The sequence below is a fragment of the Mixta intestinalis genome (assembly GCF_009914055.1).
Classification (GTDB): Bacteria; Pseudomonadota; Gammaproteobacteria; order Enterobacterales; family Enterobacteriaceae; genus Mixta; species Mixta intestinalis.
The window spans coordinates 4,024,385-4,042,394 of sequence record NZ_CP028271.1; the positions used below are offsets into that span (position 1 = coordinate 4,024,385).

General features: G+C 52.7%; 15 protein-coding genes. 6 read left to right on the top strand and 9 right to left on the bottom strand.

The window, feature by feature from the left end; translation table 11 throughout:
• Positions 1 to 9 precede the first annotated feature (9 nt).
• The 3 genes from C7M51_RS18620 to gorA form a co-directional block, all read right to left on the bottom strand.
• Positions 10 to 2,223: a DUF262 domain-containing protein gene (locus C7M51_RS18620; RefSeq protein WP_160623024.1), complete on the bottom strand. Its 2,214-nt coding sequence runs from the start codon at positions 2,221 to 2,223 to the stop codon at positions 10 to 12.
• Entirely contained in the window at positions 2,220 to 4,046 is a 1,827-nt protein-coding gene (locus tag C7M51_RS18625; protein WP_160623025.1) for a DUF262 domain-containing protein, read from the bottom strand. Before C7M51_RS18625 ends, C7M51_RS18620 begins: the two co-directional genes overlap by 4 nt.
• A gap of 239 nt (positions 4,047 to 4,285) precedes the next feature.
• Positions 4,286 to 5,638: a glutathione-disulfide reductase gene (gene gorA, locus C7M51_RS18630; RefSeq protein WP_160623026.1), complete on the bottom strand. Its 1,353-nt coding sequence runs from the start codon at positions 5,636 to 5,638 to the stop codon at positions 4,286 to 4,288.
• A 328-nt stretch (positions 5,639 to 5,966) separates the two neighbouring features.
• Here gorA and rnz point away from each other — a divergent pair, with 328 nt between their 5' ends.
• Positions 5,967 to 6,878, top strand: coding sequence for a ribonuclease Z (gene rnz, locus C7M51_RS18635; protein WP_160623027.1), 912 nt, complete (start codon positions 5,967 to 5,969; stop codon positions 6,876 to 6,878).
• A 96-nt stretch (positions 6,879 to 6,974) separates the two neighbouring features.
• Positions 6,975 to 7,154, top strand: coding sequence for a hypothetical protein (locus C7M51_RS18640; RefSeq protein ID WP_160623028.1), 180 nt, complete (start codon positions 6,975 to 6,977; stop codon positions 7,152 to 7,154).
• A 214-nt stretch (positions 7,155 to 7,368) separates the two neighbouring features.
• On the opposite strand, the gene C7M51_RS18645 is transcribed toward C7M51_RS18640, so the two are convergent.
• Positions 7,369 to 8,211: a 23S rRNA (adenine(2030)-N(6))-methyltransferase RlmJ gene (locus C7M51_RS18645; RefSeq protein WP_160623029.1), complete on the bottom strand. Its 843-nt coding sequence runs from the start codon at positions 8,209 to 8,211 to the stop codon at positions 7,369 to 7,371.
• A 111-nt stretch (positions 8,212 to 8,322) separates the two neighbouring features.
• Positions 8,323 to 9,138 carry a CPBP family intramembrane glutamic endopeptidase gene (locus tag C7M51_RS18650; RefSeq protein WP_160623030.1) on the bottom strand — a complete coding sequence of 272 codons (816 nt, stop codon included), beginning with the start codon at positions 9,136 to 9,138 and terminating at the stop codon, positions 8,323 to 8,325.
• Between the two features lie 183 nt (positions 9,139 to 9,321).
• On the opposite strand from C7M51_RS18650, the gene prlC reads away from it, so the two are divergent.
• A complete protein-coding gene (gene prlC, locus C7M51_RS18655; RefSeq protein ID WP_160623031.1) occupies positions 9,322 to 11,364 on the top strand; it encodes an oligopeptidase A in 2,043 nt (680 codons plus the stop codon).
• 8 nt (positions 11,365 to 11,372) lie between these two features.
• Positions 11,373 to 12,128, top strand: coding sequence for a 16S rRNA (guanine(1516)-N(2))-methyltransferase RsmJ (rsmJ, locus tag C7M51_RS18660; RefSeq protein ID WP_160623032.1), 756 nt, complete (start codon positions 11,373 to 11,375; stop codon positions 12,126 to 12,128).
• Positions 12,129 to 12,309: 181 nt separating this feature from the next.
• Here the strand turns inward: rsmJ and uspA are convergent, their stop codons facing one another.
• On the bottom strand, positions 12,310 to 12,747 hold the full coding sequence (gene uspA, locus C7M51_RS18665; protein WP_160623033.1) for a universal stress protein UspA: 438 nt from the start codon (positions 12,745 to 12,747) through the stop codon (positions 12,310 to 12,312).
• 323 nt (positions 12,748 to 13,070) lie between these two features.
• Between uspA and uspB the strand changes: the two genes are divergently transcribed.
• Positions 13,071 to 13,406: a universal stress protein UspB gene (gene uspB, locus C7M51_RS18670; RefSeq protein WP_160623034.1), complete on the top strand. Its 336-nt coding sequence runs from the start codon at positions 13,071 to 13,073 to the stop codon at positions 13,404 to 13,406.
• A gap of 53 nt (positions 13,407 to 13,459) precedes the next feature.
• Here uspB and pitA read toward each other — a convergent pair whose 3' ends face one another.
• Complete coding sequence (pitA, locus tag C7M51_RS18675) at positions 13,460 to 14,959, bottom strand: inorganic phosphate transporter PitA (RefSeq protein WP_160623035.1); 1,500 nt, start codon at positions 14,957 to 14,959, stop codon at positions 13,460 to 13,462.
• Between the two features lie 240 nt (positions 14,960 to 15,199).
• On the opposite strand from pitA, the gene C7M51_RS18680 reads away from it, so the two are divergent.
• Positions 15,200 to 16,384: a BaiN/RdsA family NAD(P)/FAD-dependent oxidoreductase gene (locus tag C7M51_RS18680; RefSeq protein ID WP_160623036.1), complete on the top strand. Its 1,185-nt coding sequence runs from the start codon at positions 15,200 to 15,202 to the stop codon at positions 16,382 to 16,384.
• A 172-nt stretch (positions 16,385 to 16,556) separates the two neighbouring features.
• Here the strand turns inward: C7M51_RS18680 and C7M51_RS18685 are convergent, their stop codons facing one another.
• Positions 16,557 to 17,021: a hypothetical protein gene (locus tag C7M51_RS18685; protein ID WP_160623037.1), complete on the bottom strand. Its 465-nt coding sequence runs from the start codon at positions 17,019 to 17,021 to the stop codon at positions 16,557 to 16,559.
• Positions 17,018 to 17,800 (bottom strand): winged helix-turn-helix domain-containing protein, encoded by a 783-nt coding sequence (locus tag C7M51_RS18690; protein ID WP_160623038.1) that lies wholly within the window; start codon positions 17,798 to 17,800, stop codon positions 17,018 to 17,020. Before C7M51_RS18690 ends, C7M51_RS18685 begins: the two co-directional genes overlap by 4 nt.
• Between the last annotated feature and the right edge of the window lie 210 nt (positions 17,801 to 18,010).

Consider the following 18,010-nt stretch of genomic DNA (forward strand, 5'->3'; position numbering starts at 1 on the left):
GCCCGCCGATTAATCTGCGGCGTAGATTTCCGGCATCAGTTCTTCCAGCAGCGCCGGAAAATAGCGCGGCTGAGGCACTTTTTTACCCTCGGACTCGCCATCCTTCCAGAATTCATATTTACCCTGACTGTAGTAAGCATAGCGGATTTGATCGTTATCCAACGTCAGCTCAAGCCAGGGTTCGTCATCACCATAAGTCCATCGGTGTTCCACAGCCTTAATCGGTACGGAAAGATCGCCGTTTTCCAGCCGTTGCTGAAGGCGCTCTGCCAGCACGTAGCCGTGCAGCTCAAAGAAATAAGCGCGTCGTGTGGATTTGCTTAACAGATAGATCTTTTCATCCTCTTTATCCAGCAGCCGTTCTTTGGCGTAGCTGATTACCTGCGGATATTTCACAATCAGCTCGCGCCAGCCGCCACAGTTGACCTGGGCGATCAGCTTTTGCAACGTACTGGTAACGTTCTGAGTGCCAATATGCGCCAGTAGCTGCCCGAATACCGGCCTCTCTACCACTGCCATCCAGCCTTTATGGCGATCGCGCCAGCTATGGTTCGCAGAGCGGCAGAAGGTGAAACGGTTATTGCCGACGGGCACCAGATAATCACCCAGCGTCAGCAGCGCGCGCTCCAGCAGATGCGCTTTATGTTCGATAATCGCCTTATCCAGCACGCGGAAAGTTTTCTCCGTCAGCGTGATAAATTTTTTCAGGCTGTGCGTGCCGTGCGTCGGTGAGCGGGCGAGATTAAGCAGGCCGCGAATGCGCCCCTGTAGATAAGGATGATGTTCTGCACGGATAAGCGCCGCCTCCCAGGCGAGATCCTGCTGAATCAAACCCACTTTAAGACGCTCTTCCTCCCACTGATCTTTGAAGATGGCGGGGATCGGCGCGTGTTCCAGCCAGTCATACAGCTCACGCGCATAGGGTGCCATTGCTTTTAATGCGGCAAGCACGCGGATGAAATTTTTCGCATCAAGTTCCAGCGTATTCAGCAGATTATCGGTAAAACGCAGCCAGCGCTGCTGATGCTGCGCTTCATCGTTGTCCGGTTTCTCCTGCGTCAGGATAAAGAGCGCCAGCGCATAGAACCGAGCCTGAACCAGATAATCACTGGTAGTAACAAAATCGGTCAGCAGCAACAGGGCAGCGGAAGCAGCCTCCCCAGCCGCAGGCGTTGCCTGGCCAACAGGGAAGTAATCGAGTACCTGCATGATCTTTGCCAGATCCTCTGGGGCAAAGGCACGGTGCTGCTCGAACTCCAGCGGGGCAAAGGTCCCCTGCGTGTCACGCAACAAGCTAAACCATGCGGCATCCTCTTTTCCCAGCGCATCTAATCGCTTATCGCTGCGTTCGCACTCCAGCAGAAAGGCCATACGCATAAAGAACCGCAGGTAGAGCGTATCGAAAGCGTGATCTTTGTCTCTGATCTGCCAGAAAAGATCGGTCCATCGCCCATCAAGCTTTTGGCTAAAGGTTTCCGCTGCAGGCCAGCCGCCAGTGTGCCCGGAGAGCCAGGCTTTAAAGTGCTCAAAATCGGTGAGCGCTTTGCCTCGGGCGTTCATTTTAATATAGAGATCGTCGGACAAACCGAAATATTGCAGGCTGAGATAGTGAAAAACAATGCGCCTGTCATCTTCGCTGCACAGGCGTTGAAACAGACTATCCGCCGGGGCAGAAAAGCGCTGCTGAAGTGCCCGTAGCATGGTTAAGCAGGATTCGATAGTAGGATCGTGACGCCAGGAAAGATAAAACCAGTGGCTGTCGATCAACTGCTCATCAATGGGGGCGGCGTCCGGCGAAAACTGATAATTCTCCGGGTTGGCGCTGACCAGCGCATCGAAGAATTCTGTGGCGCTGGTGCGGGTCTTATAGCTGAAACGCGATTTCCCGTTAAGCGTGAAGCGTTGGCAAAATGCCTGATATTCTCCTTCCTTCGCAGCGAGAAACCAGTGCAGCAGAAAAAGCGTGGTCAGACGCTGTTGTCCATCCAGTACGGAAAGCCGGGAAGGGCTTCCTTCCTCAATGCTGCCATAGATGAAGTCAAGTACCAGCGGTTCGCTTTGCGCGTCCTGATGTAGCGCCTGCGCCAGCGTATTAAGAAACTGCTGGCGGATCTCGTGTGCTGACTGACGCCCCTGGGCATAATCGCGCTGGATCACCGGAATTTCAATAAAATCAACTTTGGAAAAGATCCCGGCAAAGGACAGTATTTCCTGCTGGCTCATGATAAGGCTCCACAAAAAAAGGTGGTAAGCGTCTCGATAATGGCTTGTTGATAGTGATGCTGGTCTTCCTGATGCCAGAACGTCATATCGTGAACCTGACGGCTGTAATATTTAAGAAAGACGTTGCGGGTAGCGACGGGAACGAAGGTGGTGTTTTTATCGGCAGCGATAATACGCTGGCGCTTGATGGGGAAAATAGCGTTCTTATAGCTGCGGTTGGTTTTAGCATCCAGTAGCGTGAGATTACCGATACTATTTTCCAGATCGTGGCTGTTCTTATTTTTTTTATTTTCTTTATTAAAAGTTTTGTGTACTTCGCTAAATAATTTCTGAAATTCGAGGGATTCAAATGTTTCTTTATCGAGCAGCTTTTTGGCGCGACGATAAAATTTTGTTTGCAAAGCGTTATATTGCTCATCTTTAACCGCGAGCGTTTCATCGGGGCTAAAATGCTCAAGGGTATTTTTTGTCCAGCTTTTCTGTCCCGAAATGCTTTCCGGCATCTGCGAGCTAACGGAGCTGATATGCTCAATATCCCATGTGTCCAGCTTGTAGCGTTGAAACTGGAAGCGCATGCTGGAACAGTCGTTGCCTAAAATAGTGGCGATATTAAATAACAGCAGCAGCGCGCGTAAGTTTTTATCACCATAGCTTGCGCCAGCAATTGCAGCGGCAATATTCTCTCGCCGATGGTGACTATCGGCTTTTGCTGCTTCCGGTAGCGCAATCACCAGAATCTCCTGACGAAGCTGAGCCAGAAAGGCGCTTTTACTGCCGCAGTTTTGCTGTAAGTGAAGCAGCTTTTGTAGGGTGACTTTCTGGCTAATCAGATAGCCAACCAGATGATAAAGATGCTGATCCTCAAACCATTCGTTAAGTGTCATAAACAGATGTTTAACGCGCGTCCAGGGATGCTCTGTCGCCTGTGCATCGCTTTTATTGCTTTGCAAATAATGCGAAAATTTAAGGAAAATGTAGTAAGGATCGTGGGCGGAAACCGATAGCGGTTGCGTATCGGCAATCACCTTGAGCAGCAGTTCGATGCGGTTATCTGGCTGGGCGGCATCGCTGGCATTGCTAATGAAATACCAGAAATCAGGCTGCCGTAACCGCCGTTCAATCGTGTCCCATTCGTGGGCCATTCTTAGCTGCTGAAAAGAGAGGTCTTTACCTGTACCGGTGAAGTTATTTGCGTGCAGAAAAAGTGCCTTAACCAGCTCGGCATTGGTTAGCGGAATTTTACCGCGGTTAAGACGGGAAAAGACGCTGGTGGCCTCTACCGTTTCATGCAGCTGATACCAGATAAATTTAACGTTTCTGCCCGCTTTCTCGTTATTAAGCAAGGTCGTTAAAAAAGTAAACTTATAAACTCCTTGTTTCTCTTCAAACCAGGCTTTTACCGTTTCCCATGCCTGGGAAATATAATAAAAATCGATATTTTCTTCTGCTCTGGCAGGATCGATTTTGGCCAGAAAGTCTTCGCTGCCAGGACGGGTTTCAAAACGCAGGCTGTAACAGGGTTGCCCCATCATCGCAGCAATATCTTTCAGATAACTCAGAATGATATATAGCGTGGTCAGCCGCTGCTGTCCGTCAACCAGCTCCCATTCGTCGCCGCGTTTTTTAACTACCATCGGCTGTAAACAGTAGAATGCCTCTTTTGAGTTTTCCTCGTTGTTCTGTTGAAATTCGGCGATATCTTCTAACAGATCTCTTACCTGGCGCGGGGTCCAGCGATAGCCGCGCTGCCAGGCGGGAATAAAAAATTTCTCCGTAAGCAGATCGCAGACGGGCTTAAGCATCAGTTGATTAGTGTTTTGCATATTGGTTCCTGAAGGGCAGGAAGGCGCTGACGAATAACAAACCGTACAGGCTGGCCCACGGCCTGAAGGCTATGGCTTTAATACGAAATGAGATCAGTTATCGGCGCAAATAAGCAAAACTAAAATTATTATATAAATTATGTGAGCGACGCCACGCCAGTAAAAAAGGCCGGGATCTTATCCCGGCCTTTAATTAACAATCTGGTATCAGAGCTAAAGCGGCCCACTTGCCTGGCCTTTTAGCGCATCGTTACGAACTCTTCGGCTGCCGTTGGGTGAATTGCCACGGTGTTATCAAAGTCTTTTTTGGTGGCACCCATTTTCAGTGCAACCGCGAAGCCCTGTAGCATTTCGTCCATACCGAAGCCGATGCCGTGAATACCCACGATCTTTTCCTCTTTCCCGACGCAGACCAGCTTCATACGGCACGGCTGGCGATGCTGGGTCACTGCGGTGTACATCGCGGTAAAAGACGATTTATATACCTTCACGGCCTCATCGCCGTAATGCGCGCGCGCTTCCGGCTCGGTCAGGCCAACGGTGCCGATCGGCGGATGGCTGAAAACCACGGTCGGAATATTGCTGTAATCCAGGTGCTCATCTGGCTTGTTATTGAACAGACGTTCGGAGAGACGACGCCCCGCCGCCACCGCGACCGGCGTTAGCTCAACCGCGCCGGTGTTATCGCCAACGGCGTAAATCCCGGCAACGCTGGTGTTCTGGAACTTATCTACCTGAATGTAACCTTTCTCATTCAGCGCCACGCCGGTTACGGCGAGGTTCAGATTATCGGTTGCCGGTTCGCGACCGATGGCCCAAATCAGGCAGTCAACGGTTTGCGACTGCCCGTTTTCCAGCTGTAGCGTCAGGCTGCCGTCATCATTTTTCACTACTGCTTTTGGCACCGAGTGCGTATGCAGCGTCGGGCCTTCACTGTTCATTACTTCCACCAGCGTTTCGCTAAGCAGCGGATCGAACTGGCGCAGCGGCGCTTCTTTGCGAACAAACAGATGGGTTTCTGACCCCAGCGCGTTCAGCACGCCAGCGATCTCTACGGCGATATAACCTGCGCCAACGATGGCGGTGCGTTTCGGCATCGCCTGTAGCTCAAAAAAGCCGTCAGAATCGATGCCATATTCCGCGCCGGGAATCGACGGATGTACCGGACGCCCGCCGGTTGCAATCAGGATATGATCGGCAGTGATCTTCTCGCCGTTAACCTCAACGGTATGCGCGTCGACGAAGCGGGCAAAGCCTTTGATCACATCTACGTTGTTTTTGCCCAGCACCGTTTCATAGGACGTGTGGATGCGATCGATATAGGCGCTACGGTTTTTCAGCAGTGTCTGCCAGTTAAACTGGTTTACCGTGGTATCAAAACCATAGTCCGGGCCGTAGTTGTGAATTGCTTCAGCCACCTGTGCCGCATGCCACATTACTTTTTTCGGTACGCAACCGACGTTAACACAGGTGCCGCCCAGCTCTTTCGCTTCGATCAGGGCGCATTTCTGACCATACATCGCCGCACGGTTAATGGAGGCGATACCGCCGCTGCCGCCGCCAATGGCGAGGTAATCATAATGTCGGGTCATTGAGCGAGCTCCAAAAATAAGATAAGAAAACTGGCGTAAGTGTACCGCCACTCTGCGATTTACCGCAAAGTTTGCGCCTATGATTGCAACAGGAGACAACTTTTGCTGCACCTGTGCCGCAAAATTGATCGGTTTGATCGCCTGGGGCGGGCCGCAGTATTGACGATCGGACTGCGATCCGCCAGCCTGTCGGGTGCGGCGAACAGAGGGTTGGCCGCGGTGCGTCAGCAGCAAAAGGGCGAATGCCAAATAACGCCGAGCGGTGACGCCATTTTTGCCCGTTTCGCATCGCGCCGGGAAGCCATCAAACCTCAACCAGAGAAAACCTATGCATCTTACTTTCCTGGGGACCAGTGCCGGTACCCCCAGCCTGCAGCGTAACGTCACCGCTATCGGCCTGACGCTTTCCCATCGTGGCGACTGCTGGCTGTTTGACTGCGGCGAAGCGACGCAGCATCAGTTTATGCGCAGCATGTTAAAACCGGGCAGGCTACAACGCATCTTCATTACTCACCTGCACGGCGATCATATTTTTGGGCTGCCGGGGCTGCTGACCAGCCGCTCAATGGGCAGCATTAGCGAACCGTTAACGCTTTACGGGCCGCCGGGACTGCGCGCTTTTGTTGAAACCACGCTAAGCCTGAGCGGTTCGTACATGACTTACCCGCTGGAAATTATCGAAATTGAGGCGGGTGTGATTCTGGATGATGGCGTGATGAAAGTAACGGCCTTGCCGCTTAACCATGTATTACCCTGCTTCGGTTTTCGTATTGAACAGTACGACAAGCTGGGCTATCTGGATTCTGAAAAACTTAAGGCGGATAACGTGCCGCGCGGTCCCTGGCTACAGCAGCTAAAGCAGGGAAAAAGCGTCACGCTGGAAGATGGACGCACCATCCACGGGCGTGACTATCTTGGCCCTTCGACGCCGGGGAAAAAACTGGCGATTTTCGGCGATACCGCACCGGCGGAAAACGGTATTGCGCTGGCGTCAGAGGTGGATGTGATGGTACACGAAACGACGCTGGAGATGGCGCTGGAAGAAAAAGCTAACGGGCGTGGTCATTCCTCCACCGTACAGGCAGCCACGCTTGCCAGAGATGCCCGCGCCAAGCGGCTGATTGCCACGCACTTTAGTTCGCGCTATCGCTTCGAAGACATGCCGCGCCTGCTGGCGGAGTGTCAGGCCATTTTCCCCGCCACCGAACTGGCGCGCGACTTAGCGGTGTTCGAAATATAAGGGAAGGGTAACGCCGGGCTTAAAGCAGCGGGTTCGCCGCCATAAACGCCATACTGACGAATTTAAAGCATAAGCCAGCTGGCCGTTATAAATGCCATGCTGATGAATTTAAAATATAGTCGGCTTGCCGTTATCAACGCCATACTGATGAATTTAAAGCATCAATGGGTTTGCCGTTATAAACGCTATGCTGATGAATTTGAAATACAGGCGGGTTTTCGTCACAAACGCTGTGCTGATGTAGTTAAAGCGCGGGAAGCCCTGACCGAAGAGTAAAGCGTCCCGCGCCAGGGAAGGCGCGGGCCGAGCCGTCATGGATGACGAACTGGCGTCTTTACGATCGGTCAGGGCTTCTTGCGCATAAACCGAACCATGCAGATGCTGAATTAAGCAACATCGAACCAGGCATAAACCGAACCAGGCAGATGCCGAATTAAGCAACACCGAACCATGCAGATGCCGAACTCACATCGCCCCAGATAGCTTGCCCTTACTCAGGAACAATCCAGCTAACGCTGGTATGCCCGGTACCCGCAGGCACCAGCACGCGATGCAGCCACGGCAACACATTATTCATCTGCTGCTCCAGCTTCCACGGCGGATTAATCACAATCATGCCCGAAGCGGTCATACCAAAACGATCGCTGTCCGGACGCACCGCCAACTCAATTTGCAAAATACGACGAATACCGGTTGCTTCCAGATCGTGCACCATACGCTTAATCTGCTGACGCAACACCACCGGATACCACAGCGCGAACACACCGGTACTAAAACGACGATAGCCTTCCTGAATTCCTTTCACCACCGCCTGATAATCACTCTTCATCTCATAAGGCGGATCGATCAAAATCAAACCACGACGTGAAGGCGGTGGAAGCTTCGCCTTCAACTGCTGAAAACCATCGGCGCGTGCTAAACGGGCGCGACTATCCTTCTGGAACTCACTGCGCAACAGCGGAAAATCGCTGGGATGCAGCTCCGTCAACTCCAGCTTATCCTCCTCGCGCAACAGCTCACGAGCAATCAACGGCGAACCAGGGTAATAACGCAGCGTCGGCCCATGATTAAGCGCTTTCACACAGCGAATATAGGGTGCCAGCTCCTCCGGCAAATCGCTCTGCTGCCAGACGCGGGCGATGCCTTCCAGATACTCACCGGTGCGCTCCGCATGCTCGCCGCTAAGCTGATAACGCCCTGCACCAGCATGCGTATCCAGATAAAGGAAAGGCTTCTCCTTCTCTTTCAGCGCGGTAATGATCAGGCTCTGCACGGTGTGCTTCAGCACATCGGCGTGGTTGCCAGCGTGAAAACTGTGACGGTAACTAAGCATATCTACAATATATCCGGTGATGCCTGATGAAAGGAGGCCGGGCAGAAAGGCTCCGGCGGAAACGGCGGCTAGTATAACCGTACGCCGATTAAATTACCCGGATCCTTACGGCTAACGTTGCAGAACAGGCCAGGTAAACAACAGAAGATGGGTCAGATTAAAGCCGAAATGCACCAGCGTCGCTACCCATAACCTGCCGCTCCACAGCCAGGCCAGCCCATACAACAGCCCGGCCAGCGTAGCGAAAAAAATCAGCAGTGGGCCACCGGCAAAGTGTGCCAGGCCAAACACTAGCGCGGCAATCAACAACGCGGGAATCGGGCCCAGCCACTGCCCCAAACGCTGCTGTAACCAGGCGCGAAACAGCGCCTCTTCCGCCAGCGAAACAAAAAACAGATTAGCCAGCACAAAAGCGCCCAGCCAGGCAGGAAAATGCGGTTCAAAACGCAATCCGCCCGCGAGGGTTGCTAACAGCAGCAGCGCCGGAATAGCGGCGATCAGTGCAGGCCAGGCGAAACGCCAGCGTGGCGGCGTGGCAGGCGTAACAACCAGGCTCGGCAAACAGGCCAACAGCACGAAAGGCACCAGTGCCTTATCCAGATTATAATAGAAGGTCATCGGCGCGCTAAGCGGGCCAGCCTGTGTATTAACAATTACCGGCGGATTGTGGAATCCCGGCACGACATGAAGCGTCAGCGCTATCGCACCCGCAACCAGTATCGCTTCCAGCACCGGCATCCATCGCTGATGATGCGCGTAGTGTTTACGCATCTGCGCCGTCAGCGCCAGCCCCGCCAGCAGCAGCAAACCCGGCCATGACAGTACCTGTTGCCAGTACGCCAGCGCCAGTGTCGCCAGCAATAATGGTTTCATTGCCGGACGGAAAAAAAGCAGCGCCAGTAACGCCGCCGCCAGTAAATACCACATGATGTAACCTTCCTCAAAACCCTACAAATCAGCAGGGTAAGGACTATAACAAACCGCCAGGGCTAAATCAGTACGAGGAAAGCGACGCATGCCGCAGTTCTACCATTGATTTTCGCTCAGCTTAACCGCATGTTAGAGAGATTGCGCCTCTGCGCGCCCACATCAAACTTAAAGGACTGCGCGATGACCAATCCATTATTAACCTCGTTTACACTTCCCCCTTTCTCCGCCATTCAGCCGGAACACGTAGTACCTGCCGTTGAGCAGGCGCTGGAAACGTGCCGCGCTGCGGTAGAAAAAGTGGTGGCTCAGGGCGCGCCCTATACCTGGGACAATCTCTGCCAGCCGCTGGCGGAAGCTGACGATCGTCTGGGACGCATTTTTTCACCGGTCAGCCATCTGAATTCGGTGAAAAACAGCCCGGAACTGCGTCAGGCCTACGAGCAGACGCTGCCGCTGCTGTCGGAGTACAGCACCTGGGTTGGCCAGCATGAAGGGTTGTACCAGGCTTACCGTAGCCTGAAAGAAGGTGAACATTATGCCCAGCTGAGCCTGGCGCAGAAAAAAGCGGTGGATAACTCACTGCGCGATTTCGAACTGTCCGGGATTGGCCTGCCGAAAGAGAAACAGCAGCGCTATGGCGAAATCGCCGCGCGTCTTTCTGAACTCGGTTCGACCTACAGCAACAACGTACTTGATGCCACCATGGGCTGGAGCAAACTGATTACCGACGAAAGCGAACTGGCTGGCATGCCGGAAAGCGCGCTGGCGGCGGCGAAAGCCCAGGCGGAAGCGAAAGGGCAACAGGGCTGGCTGTTGACGCTGGACATTCCCAGCTATCTGCCGGTCATGACCTACTGCGATAATTCGGCATTACGTGAAGAGATGTATCGCGCCTACTCGACTCGCGCCTCCGATCAGGGGCCAAATGCCGGAAAATGGGATAACGGCCCGATTATGGCGGAAGAACTGGCGCTGCGTCACGAACTGGCGCAGCTGCTGGGCTTCGACTCTTACGCCCATAAGTCGCTGGCGACCAAAATGGCGCAAAGCCCAACGCAGGTGCTCGACTTCCTGACCGATCTGGCCCAGCGCGCGCGCCCGCAGGCAGAAAAAGAGCTGGAGCGTCTGCGCGCCTTTGCGAAAAAAGAATATGGTGTTGAAGAGCTACAGCCGTGGGATCTCACCTACTACGGTGAAAAACAGAAACAGCATCTCTATTCCATCAGCGATGAACAGCTGCGCCCTTACTTCCCGGAAGAGCGTGCGGTTAACGGTCTGTTTGAAGTCGTAAAACGCATTTACGGCATCAGCGCTCAGGAACGTAAAGATGTTGACGTCTGGCATCCCGATGTGCGCTTCTTCGATCTGTTTGATGAAAGCGGCGAGCTGCGCGGCAGCTTCTATCTCGACCTCTACGCCCGTGAAAACAAACGCGGCGGGGCATGGATGGATGATTGCGTCGGCATGATGCGTAAAGCCGATGGCAGCCTGCAAAAGCCGGTCGCCTACCTGACCTGTAACTTTAACCGTCCGGTGAATGGCAAACCGGCGCTGTTTACCCATGATGAAGTCACCACGCTGTTCCATGAGTTCGGGCATGGCCTGCACCATATGCTGACGCGTGTTGATGTTCCCGGCGTATCCGGAATCAGTGGGGTGCCGTGGGATGCGGTCGAGCTGCCGAGCCAGTTTATGGAAAACTGGTGCTGGGAGCCGGAAGCGCTGGCGTTCATTTCCGGTCACTTTGAGACCGGCGAACCGCTGCCACAGGAACTGCTGGATAAAATGCTGGCGGCGAAGAACTATCAGGCGGCGCTGTTTATCCTGCGTCAGCTGGAGTTCGGCCTGTTCGATTTCCGCCTGCATACCGAGTTCGATCCGGCTAAGGGCGCGCGTATTCTGGAAACCCTGGCTGAGGTCAAAAAACTGGTAGCGGTAGTGCCAAGCCCGTCCTGGGGCCGTTTCCCGCATGCGTTCAGCCATATTTTCGCTGGCGGCTACGCGGCAGGCTACTACAGCTATCTGTGGGCAGATGTACTGGCGGCAGATGCTTACTCTCGCTTTGAAGAAGAAGGCATCTTCAACCGTGAAACCGGTCAGTCTTTCCTCGATAACATTCTGACCCGAGGCGGTTCAGAAGAGCCGATGGAACTGTTCAAACGCTTCCGCGGGCGTGAGCCGCAGCTGGATGCGATGCTGGAACATTACGGCATTAAAGGATAACGCCTGGCGTGAAAATTGGCTTAGTTGATGAATCAGGCACCGGCGACGGTGCCTTATCTGTTTTAGCCGCCCGCTGGGGGCTGGAGCAGGATGAGCAGGCGGTAATGGCGCTGGTCATGACGCCGGACCATCTGGAATTACGCAAGCGTGACGAAGCGAAACTCGGCGGCATCTGGGTGGATTTCGTTGGCGGGGCAATGGCGCATCGGCGACGTTTCGGCGGCGGGCGCGGTGAAGCGGTGGCGAAAGCGGTTGGCATCAAAGGTGATTATCTGCCGGAGGTGGTGGATGCTACCGCCGGGCTGGGACGAGACGCCTTTGTACTGGCGGCGATCGGCTGCCGCGTACGGATGCTTGAGCGTCACCCGGTTGTCGCGGCGCTGCTGGAAGATGGCTTGCAGCGCGGCTATCAGGATGCGGAAATCGGCGGCTGGCTGCGCGATCGTCTGTCGCTACTGTACGCCTCCAGCCTGACGGCGCTGGAAGATATCGCACCGGCACCCGATGTGGTCTATCTCGATCCGATGTATCCGCACCGACAAAAAAGCGCGCTGGTGAAAAAAGAAATGCGGGTATTTCAGTCACTGGTCGGCGCTGATATGGATGCCGATGGCCTGCTGATGCCAGCGCGACGGCTGGCGAAGAAGCGTGTTGTGGTAAAACGTCCCGACTATGCACCGCCGCTGGCGGGCGTTGAGACACAATCGGCCGTCACCACCAAAAGCCACCGCTTTGATATCTATCCGCCGCTGGTATCTGATTAGCAACAGGCGTGACTTTTTTGATGACAGTAATCGCACGCTACTAAAGCGTTGTTGTTTACGCTTTTACTTATCAACGACGCAGAAGCCAACAGCACTGAAAGCCCGGACGGAAGAGTAAAGCGTTCCGCGCCATGGAAGGCGCGATAAATCGCCCCTTCCATATCTAACCCTGCGTCACAGATTACTCTTCATCCTCATCGCGCAACGGCACAATCAACATATCGATATGCACCGTATTAATCAGCTGACGCGCTGACGACATCAGCTTGCTCCAGAAATCCTGGTGGTGCCCGCAAACCACTAAATCCACATCGTACTTCTTAATCGCTTCCACCAGCACCTGTGCTAAATCGCCGCTGCCGCTCAACGTCTCGCTCACCGGATAACCGGCACCCTGCGACAGCTCCGTCAACGCATGATGCGTCTCCTCAGAAATCCGCTTCTGCATATCGCCAAGATTCACATCAATCAGGCCGGTATAAAGATCGGAATAATTTACATCGACATGAATCAGGGAAATCCTGGCATCATAAGGACGTGCCAGGGAAACCGCTTTTTCCACCAGCACTTTACTTTCCGGTGAAAGATCAACAGCAATCAAAATGTGTTTATAAGCCATGACGGTTCTCCTTCCATGTGTCACATAATGCCAGTATAGCGCCAGCAGTTAACAAATGTTCCTCCGGTACGCCCGCTTTGCGACTCGGATCATGATGTGTTTTACCTGCTTTTCAAAGGGAATGAAAATAGTGGCTGGAAAATTTTTCATTACATCTCCTAAACTGAATGATAACCATCATGCTCCGGTATGATGCCGCACTTCTCTTTGTCAGTTCATAAACAGTTCAGGCCGGTTCAATGGTACCAGGCGAGTTATTGTGGGACGTGTTCAGCGTTTACCCGCTGTGCCCGTTTCTGCGGTCTTAAGCCGGGAGGGGGAACATGATTAGCACCGTCGCGCTTTTCTGGGCTTTATGCGTCGTCTGTTTGGTAAACATGGCGCGCTACTTTTCTTCGCTGCGTGCGCTACTGGTAGTACTGCGCGGATGCGATCCTCTGCTTTATCAATACGTTGATGGCGGAGGATTCTTCACTGCGCGCGGTCAGCCTGGTAAACAGGTACGGCTGGTCAGATACATCTGGAAGCGCTATTACCTTGACCATCATGATGAGGAATTTATTCGGCGCTGCGAACGAGTACGTGGACAGTTCGTATTAACCAGCGCGCTGTGCGGCATGGTTATCATCAGCCTGATTGGGCTGGCGATATGGCACTAAGACGGCGAAGAAAGGGAAAATAAAACGGGCCGGTAAACCGGCCCGCTGAATTGCTAAATAAGCTGTAGCGCTACCCAGTAAAGGCAGCCAGAAAGCAGAATGGAAATCGGCAGCGTAAACACCCACGCCAGCGCGATACTCTTTATCGTGCGGCTCTGCACGCCTCCGCCATCCACCAGCATAGTACCGGCTACGGATGAAGAAAGAATATGGGTGGTGGAAACCGGCATCCCGGTATAGCTGGCAACGCCAATCGAAACCGCCGCAGTAACCTGAGCCGCCATACCCTGACCGTAGGTCATTCCTTTCTTACCGATCTTCTCACCGATGGTTGTTGCCACGCGACGCCAGCCCACCATCGTACCGAGTGATAACGCCAGCGCCACCGCCACGATAATCCAGACCGGCGCATACTCAACGGTATTCAGCAAATCGCTCTTCAGCTTGCCGAGGAAGCGTTTATCTTCTGCGCTGGTATTCGGCATCTTCGCCGCTTTTTCTGCCGTATCGGAAATGCATAGCAGCAGACGACGCAGATGGCCTCGCTCTTCCACGCTAAGCGCATCGTAGCCGGACAGATTATTCAGGATCTGCTGAGAACGATTAATCGCAATCAGCGCACGTGAACTGTCGCAATGGAACTCATGCGGTTCGCCTGGAGTCTCTTCCGGCGTCGGCAATGCAGGCGGCACCATCTGGATAATATGTTGCAGCGTATCGCCGTGCTGCTGGTAGTACTGCTCCAGATGGTTTACCGCATCGCGGGTACGGGTGATGTCGTAGCCAGAGGCATTCATATTGATAACGAAGCCCGCAGGTGCCACGCCGATCAGCACCAGCATAATCAGGCCGATGCCTTTCTGTCCGTCATTTGCACCGTGCGAATAGCTGACGCCAATCGCGGAAACGATCAGCGCGATACGCGTCCAGAACGGCGGCTTTTTCTTGCCGTCTTCTTTTTCACGATCCGCTGGCGTCATATGAATACGACGGCGTTTCTTGGTGCCACTCCAGTAACGGCGCAGCAGGAAGATCAATCCGCCCGCCACTACCAAACCGATAATCGGTGACAGAATCAGCGAGGCGAAAATATCGATCATTTTCGGGATGTTGAGCGCGTCGACTACCGACGTACCGGTAACCAGGGCATTGGTCAGACCGATACCGATAATGGCACCAATCAACGTATGGGAGCTGGACGCAGGCAAACCAAAATACCAGGTGCCCAGGTTCCAGATAATTGCGGCGAGCAGCATGGAGAAGACCATAGCCAGCCCGTGCGCTGAACCGACATTCAGCAGCAGGTCAGTTGGGAGCAGATGAACAATGGCATAAGCAACGCTCAGGCCACCTAACAACACCCCAAAGAAGTTAAAGACACCAGCCATGACGACGGCCAGCTGCGCACGCATCGCACGCGTATAGATTACCGTGGCAACTGCGTTTGCCGTATCGTGAAAACCATTAATGGCTTCATAAAACAGCACAAACAGCAGAGCAAGAACTAATAACAGGCCGGTATGAAAATCGAGACCAGCAAATAGATGTAGCATAAGCGTTACGCCATTTTCGGGGACATGAACGCGGCGCATTATCCGCGACAAACCGCGCCTGGGGAAAGCAAAATATAGACTTTTTTTGCCATAAAAGTGTAAAACGAACGGCATCAGGCAGGAAAAAGTCCAATAAATCCATTAGTTACATTATGTTTCTGACAGAAAAGTCTTGTTACGCTGGTCTGTCCTCCAGCAAGCGATTACAATCGCGCTTTTGCCGTGTGGCGGGAGTGAGCAGTGGAAAAGTATGACGTTATCATTATCGGTGCGGGTGCCGCAGGGCTGTTCTGTGCAGCGCAGGCCGGGCAACGTGGCCGCCGCGTACTGCTGCTTGATAACGGCAAAAAACCGGGCCGTAAGATCCTGATGTCCGGCGGGGGGCGCTGTAATTTCACTAACCTCTATACTGAACCGGGCGCTTATCTGTCGCACAATCCCCATTTCTGTAAATCGGCGCTGGCGCGCTATACGCAGTGGGATTTTATCGCTCTGGTCAATCAGCACGGTATCGCTTACCACGAAAAAACGCTGGGGCAGCTGTTTTGCGACGATTCGGCGCAGCAGATTGTCGATCTGCTGCTGGCGGAGTGCGAAAAAGGCCAGGTTACGCTGCGGCTGCGTAGCGAAGTAATCGCGGTGAGTCGTGATGAAAGCGGCTATCGGGTACAGCTTAACGGCGTAGAGGTGCAGGCTGAAAAACTGGTGGTTGCCAGCGGCGGTCTGTCAATGCCGGGCCTGGGCGCATCCCCTTTTGGCTATCGTCTGGCGGAGCAGTTCGGCCTGCGGGTTTATCCTACGCGTGCGGCGCTGGTGCCTTTCACGCTGCATAAGCCGCTGCTGGAACAGTTACAAACCTTATCGGGAGTGTCGCTACCGACAGTAATTGAAGCGGCTGATGGCACCCGTTTTAAAGAAGCGATGCTGTTTACCCATCGCGGCCTCTCCGGGCCGTCGGTGTTGCAGATCTCCAGCTACTGGCAGCCGGGCGAGTTTATCACCGTCAATCTGTCGCCGGAGCAGGATCTGAACACCTTTATAGATGAGGAACGTCAGGCACGTCCGAACCAGAGCCTGAAAAATACCCTGGCAAAACCGCTGCCGAAACGACTGGTAGAGGTTTTGCAGGCGCTGGGTATCGTACCGGAGGTCACGCTAAAGCAGCTAAACGGCAAACAGCAGCGCGAGCTGGCGGAGACGCTGCATCACTGGCGTATCCAGCCTAACGGTACTGAAGGCTATCGCACCGCTGAAGTGACGCTGGGTGGCGTTGATACTACGCAGCTCTCTTCAAAAACGATGGAGGCGCGCGAGGTGCCGGGGCTCTATTTTATTGGGGAAGTGGTCGATGTCACCGGCTGGCTGGGCGGTTACAATTTCCAGTGGGCATGGAGTTCCGCCTGGGCCTGTGCGCAGGCACTGTAAAGAGTATGGGTTGCTGCCAACCGCAACACTTACCGCAGCGACGTGGCATAAAAAACAGGCCCCGCCAGGCGCAATAGTGGCGGAGCCTGAAAAAATCTTTTTATCCGCTAACCTGTTGAATGGTTCCCGACACAGGTATATCCAATGCCAGCGCCAGGGGGACGTCGCACAGTCAGTTATTAACGCATAAAAGATAAGGTGCGCTGCCATTCATAAAAAGATATCTTCCTTTACCGTTGCGATGAATTTGATATACCGCAGGCCGCCGTTCATGGGTGTAAAAATTATCCAGCAGGCGAGGGATGGTACTCTCATCAATCTCATCAAACGCGGAAGGAATAATCATTTTCGAATTTAACAGGTAGTTTTTATTATCAACGGTAAAGTCAAAAATGATTTTCCTGCTAATGATTTTGTGATAACCATCTTCATTAATAAATTCGCCATCCAGGGAGACCATACCGGTGTCTCCATTAAAGATAAAGCGCATCAGCATATTCGATCTGACATTGTTGTTATGGACATGATGCTGCGCCAGACAGGAAAAATAACGTTCATTTCGATAAGAAGAAAAAACGTAAAATAGTGAGCAAGCTGTTATCAGTAGCACAATTAACGCACAAATCTTATATTTCACTGACTCTCTCTTAGCGACCATGACGCACAGGCAAAATCATTGCTGCCCAGTGGCTTACGACAGGTAAATAACGAGATTTTTTCGAACAACACATTATGAATAATATAAACGTAAGGATAACGTTTACAGTTAACACGCTTATTGATCAAATCGATAATATGTTGTTCCGGCATGCGGTTATTTTTATGCAGATATAGATTGCAGTCTCCACTGCCCTGAATCCGGTAATAGCTTGCCGCCAGCGTATGAAAGTTGTTATTGACCGGCAAAACCAGCGCAACCAGAGTAAAAATCAGACAGATAACAATAATAATGACGATGGCCTTCAACGGTATCGATCTTAGCGACCATAAGCGAATAGGCGTATCGGCGCTAATAACAGAAGAGATACGATTCTCTTCCTCTGCTACGACGCTAAGCGATGAGACAGTTTCTGCTGTTACCAGTGTGACAGGAATGTTGTGTTCGAAGCGAAAGCCCTGGCGGGGAACGGTGATAAGCCAAAGCTGAGCGTCGGGATAGAGCCGTTTTAGCGCCCTGCGAATAATAGATATATTTTGATATAGGGTATTGGGCGCAACGTTTTGGCTATTTTCTCCCCATGCGTAATCATAAAGCTCTTTCTGCGAAACCAGACCATCCGTCTTTAGCAGTAATTCAAGGCATTTTGTCGCTGGCTGAGTAAGAATAATTTCCTTTTCTTCCTCGGCGACGCTGACCAGTTTGTTAACCTCAGGATAAAAGTAAATGGCGTTGTTAATCAAATAGAGCGGTTGCATGGCTACATCCCATTAGCTTAATCACCTTCATATCTCTTAATTATTAAAACATTATCACGCTTTTGGCAGGAATTGCATGTCATTTAACCTATATCTGCTACCTACAATGCGGCTATAAGAAAGCATTTTTCATATTATTTCACGCAACGGCTGGTAACGTAATTTTTAAGGACAGAAAAGGGTACGTAAAAGACGTTATATTGGAATTAA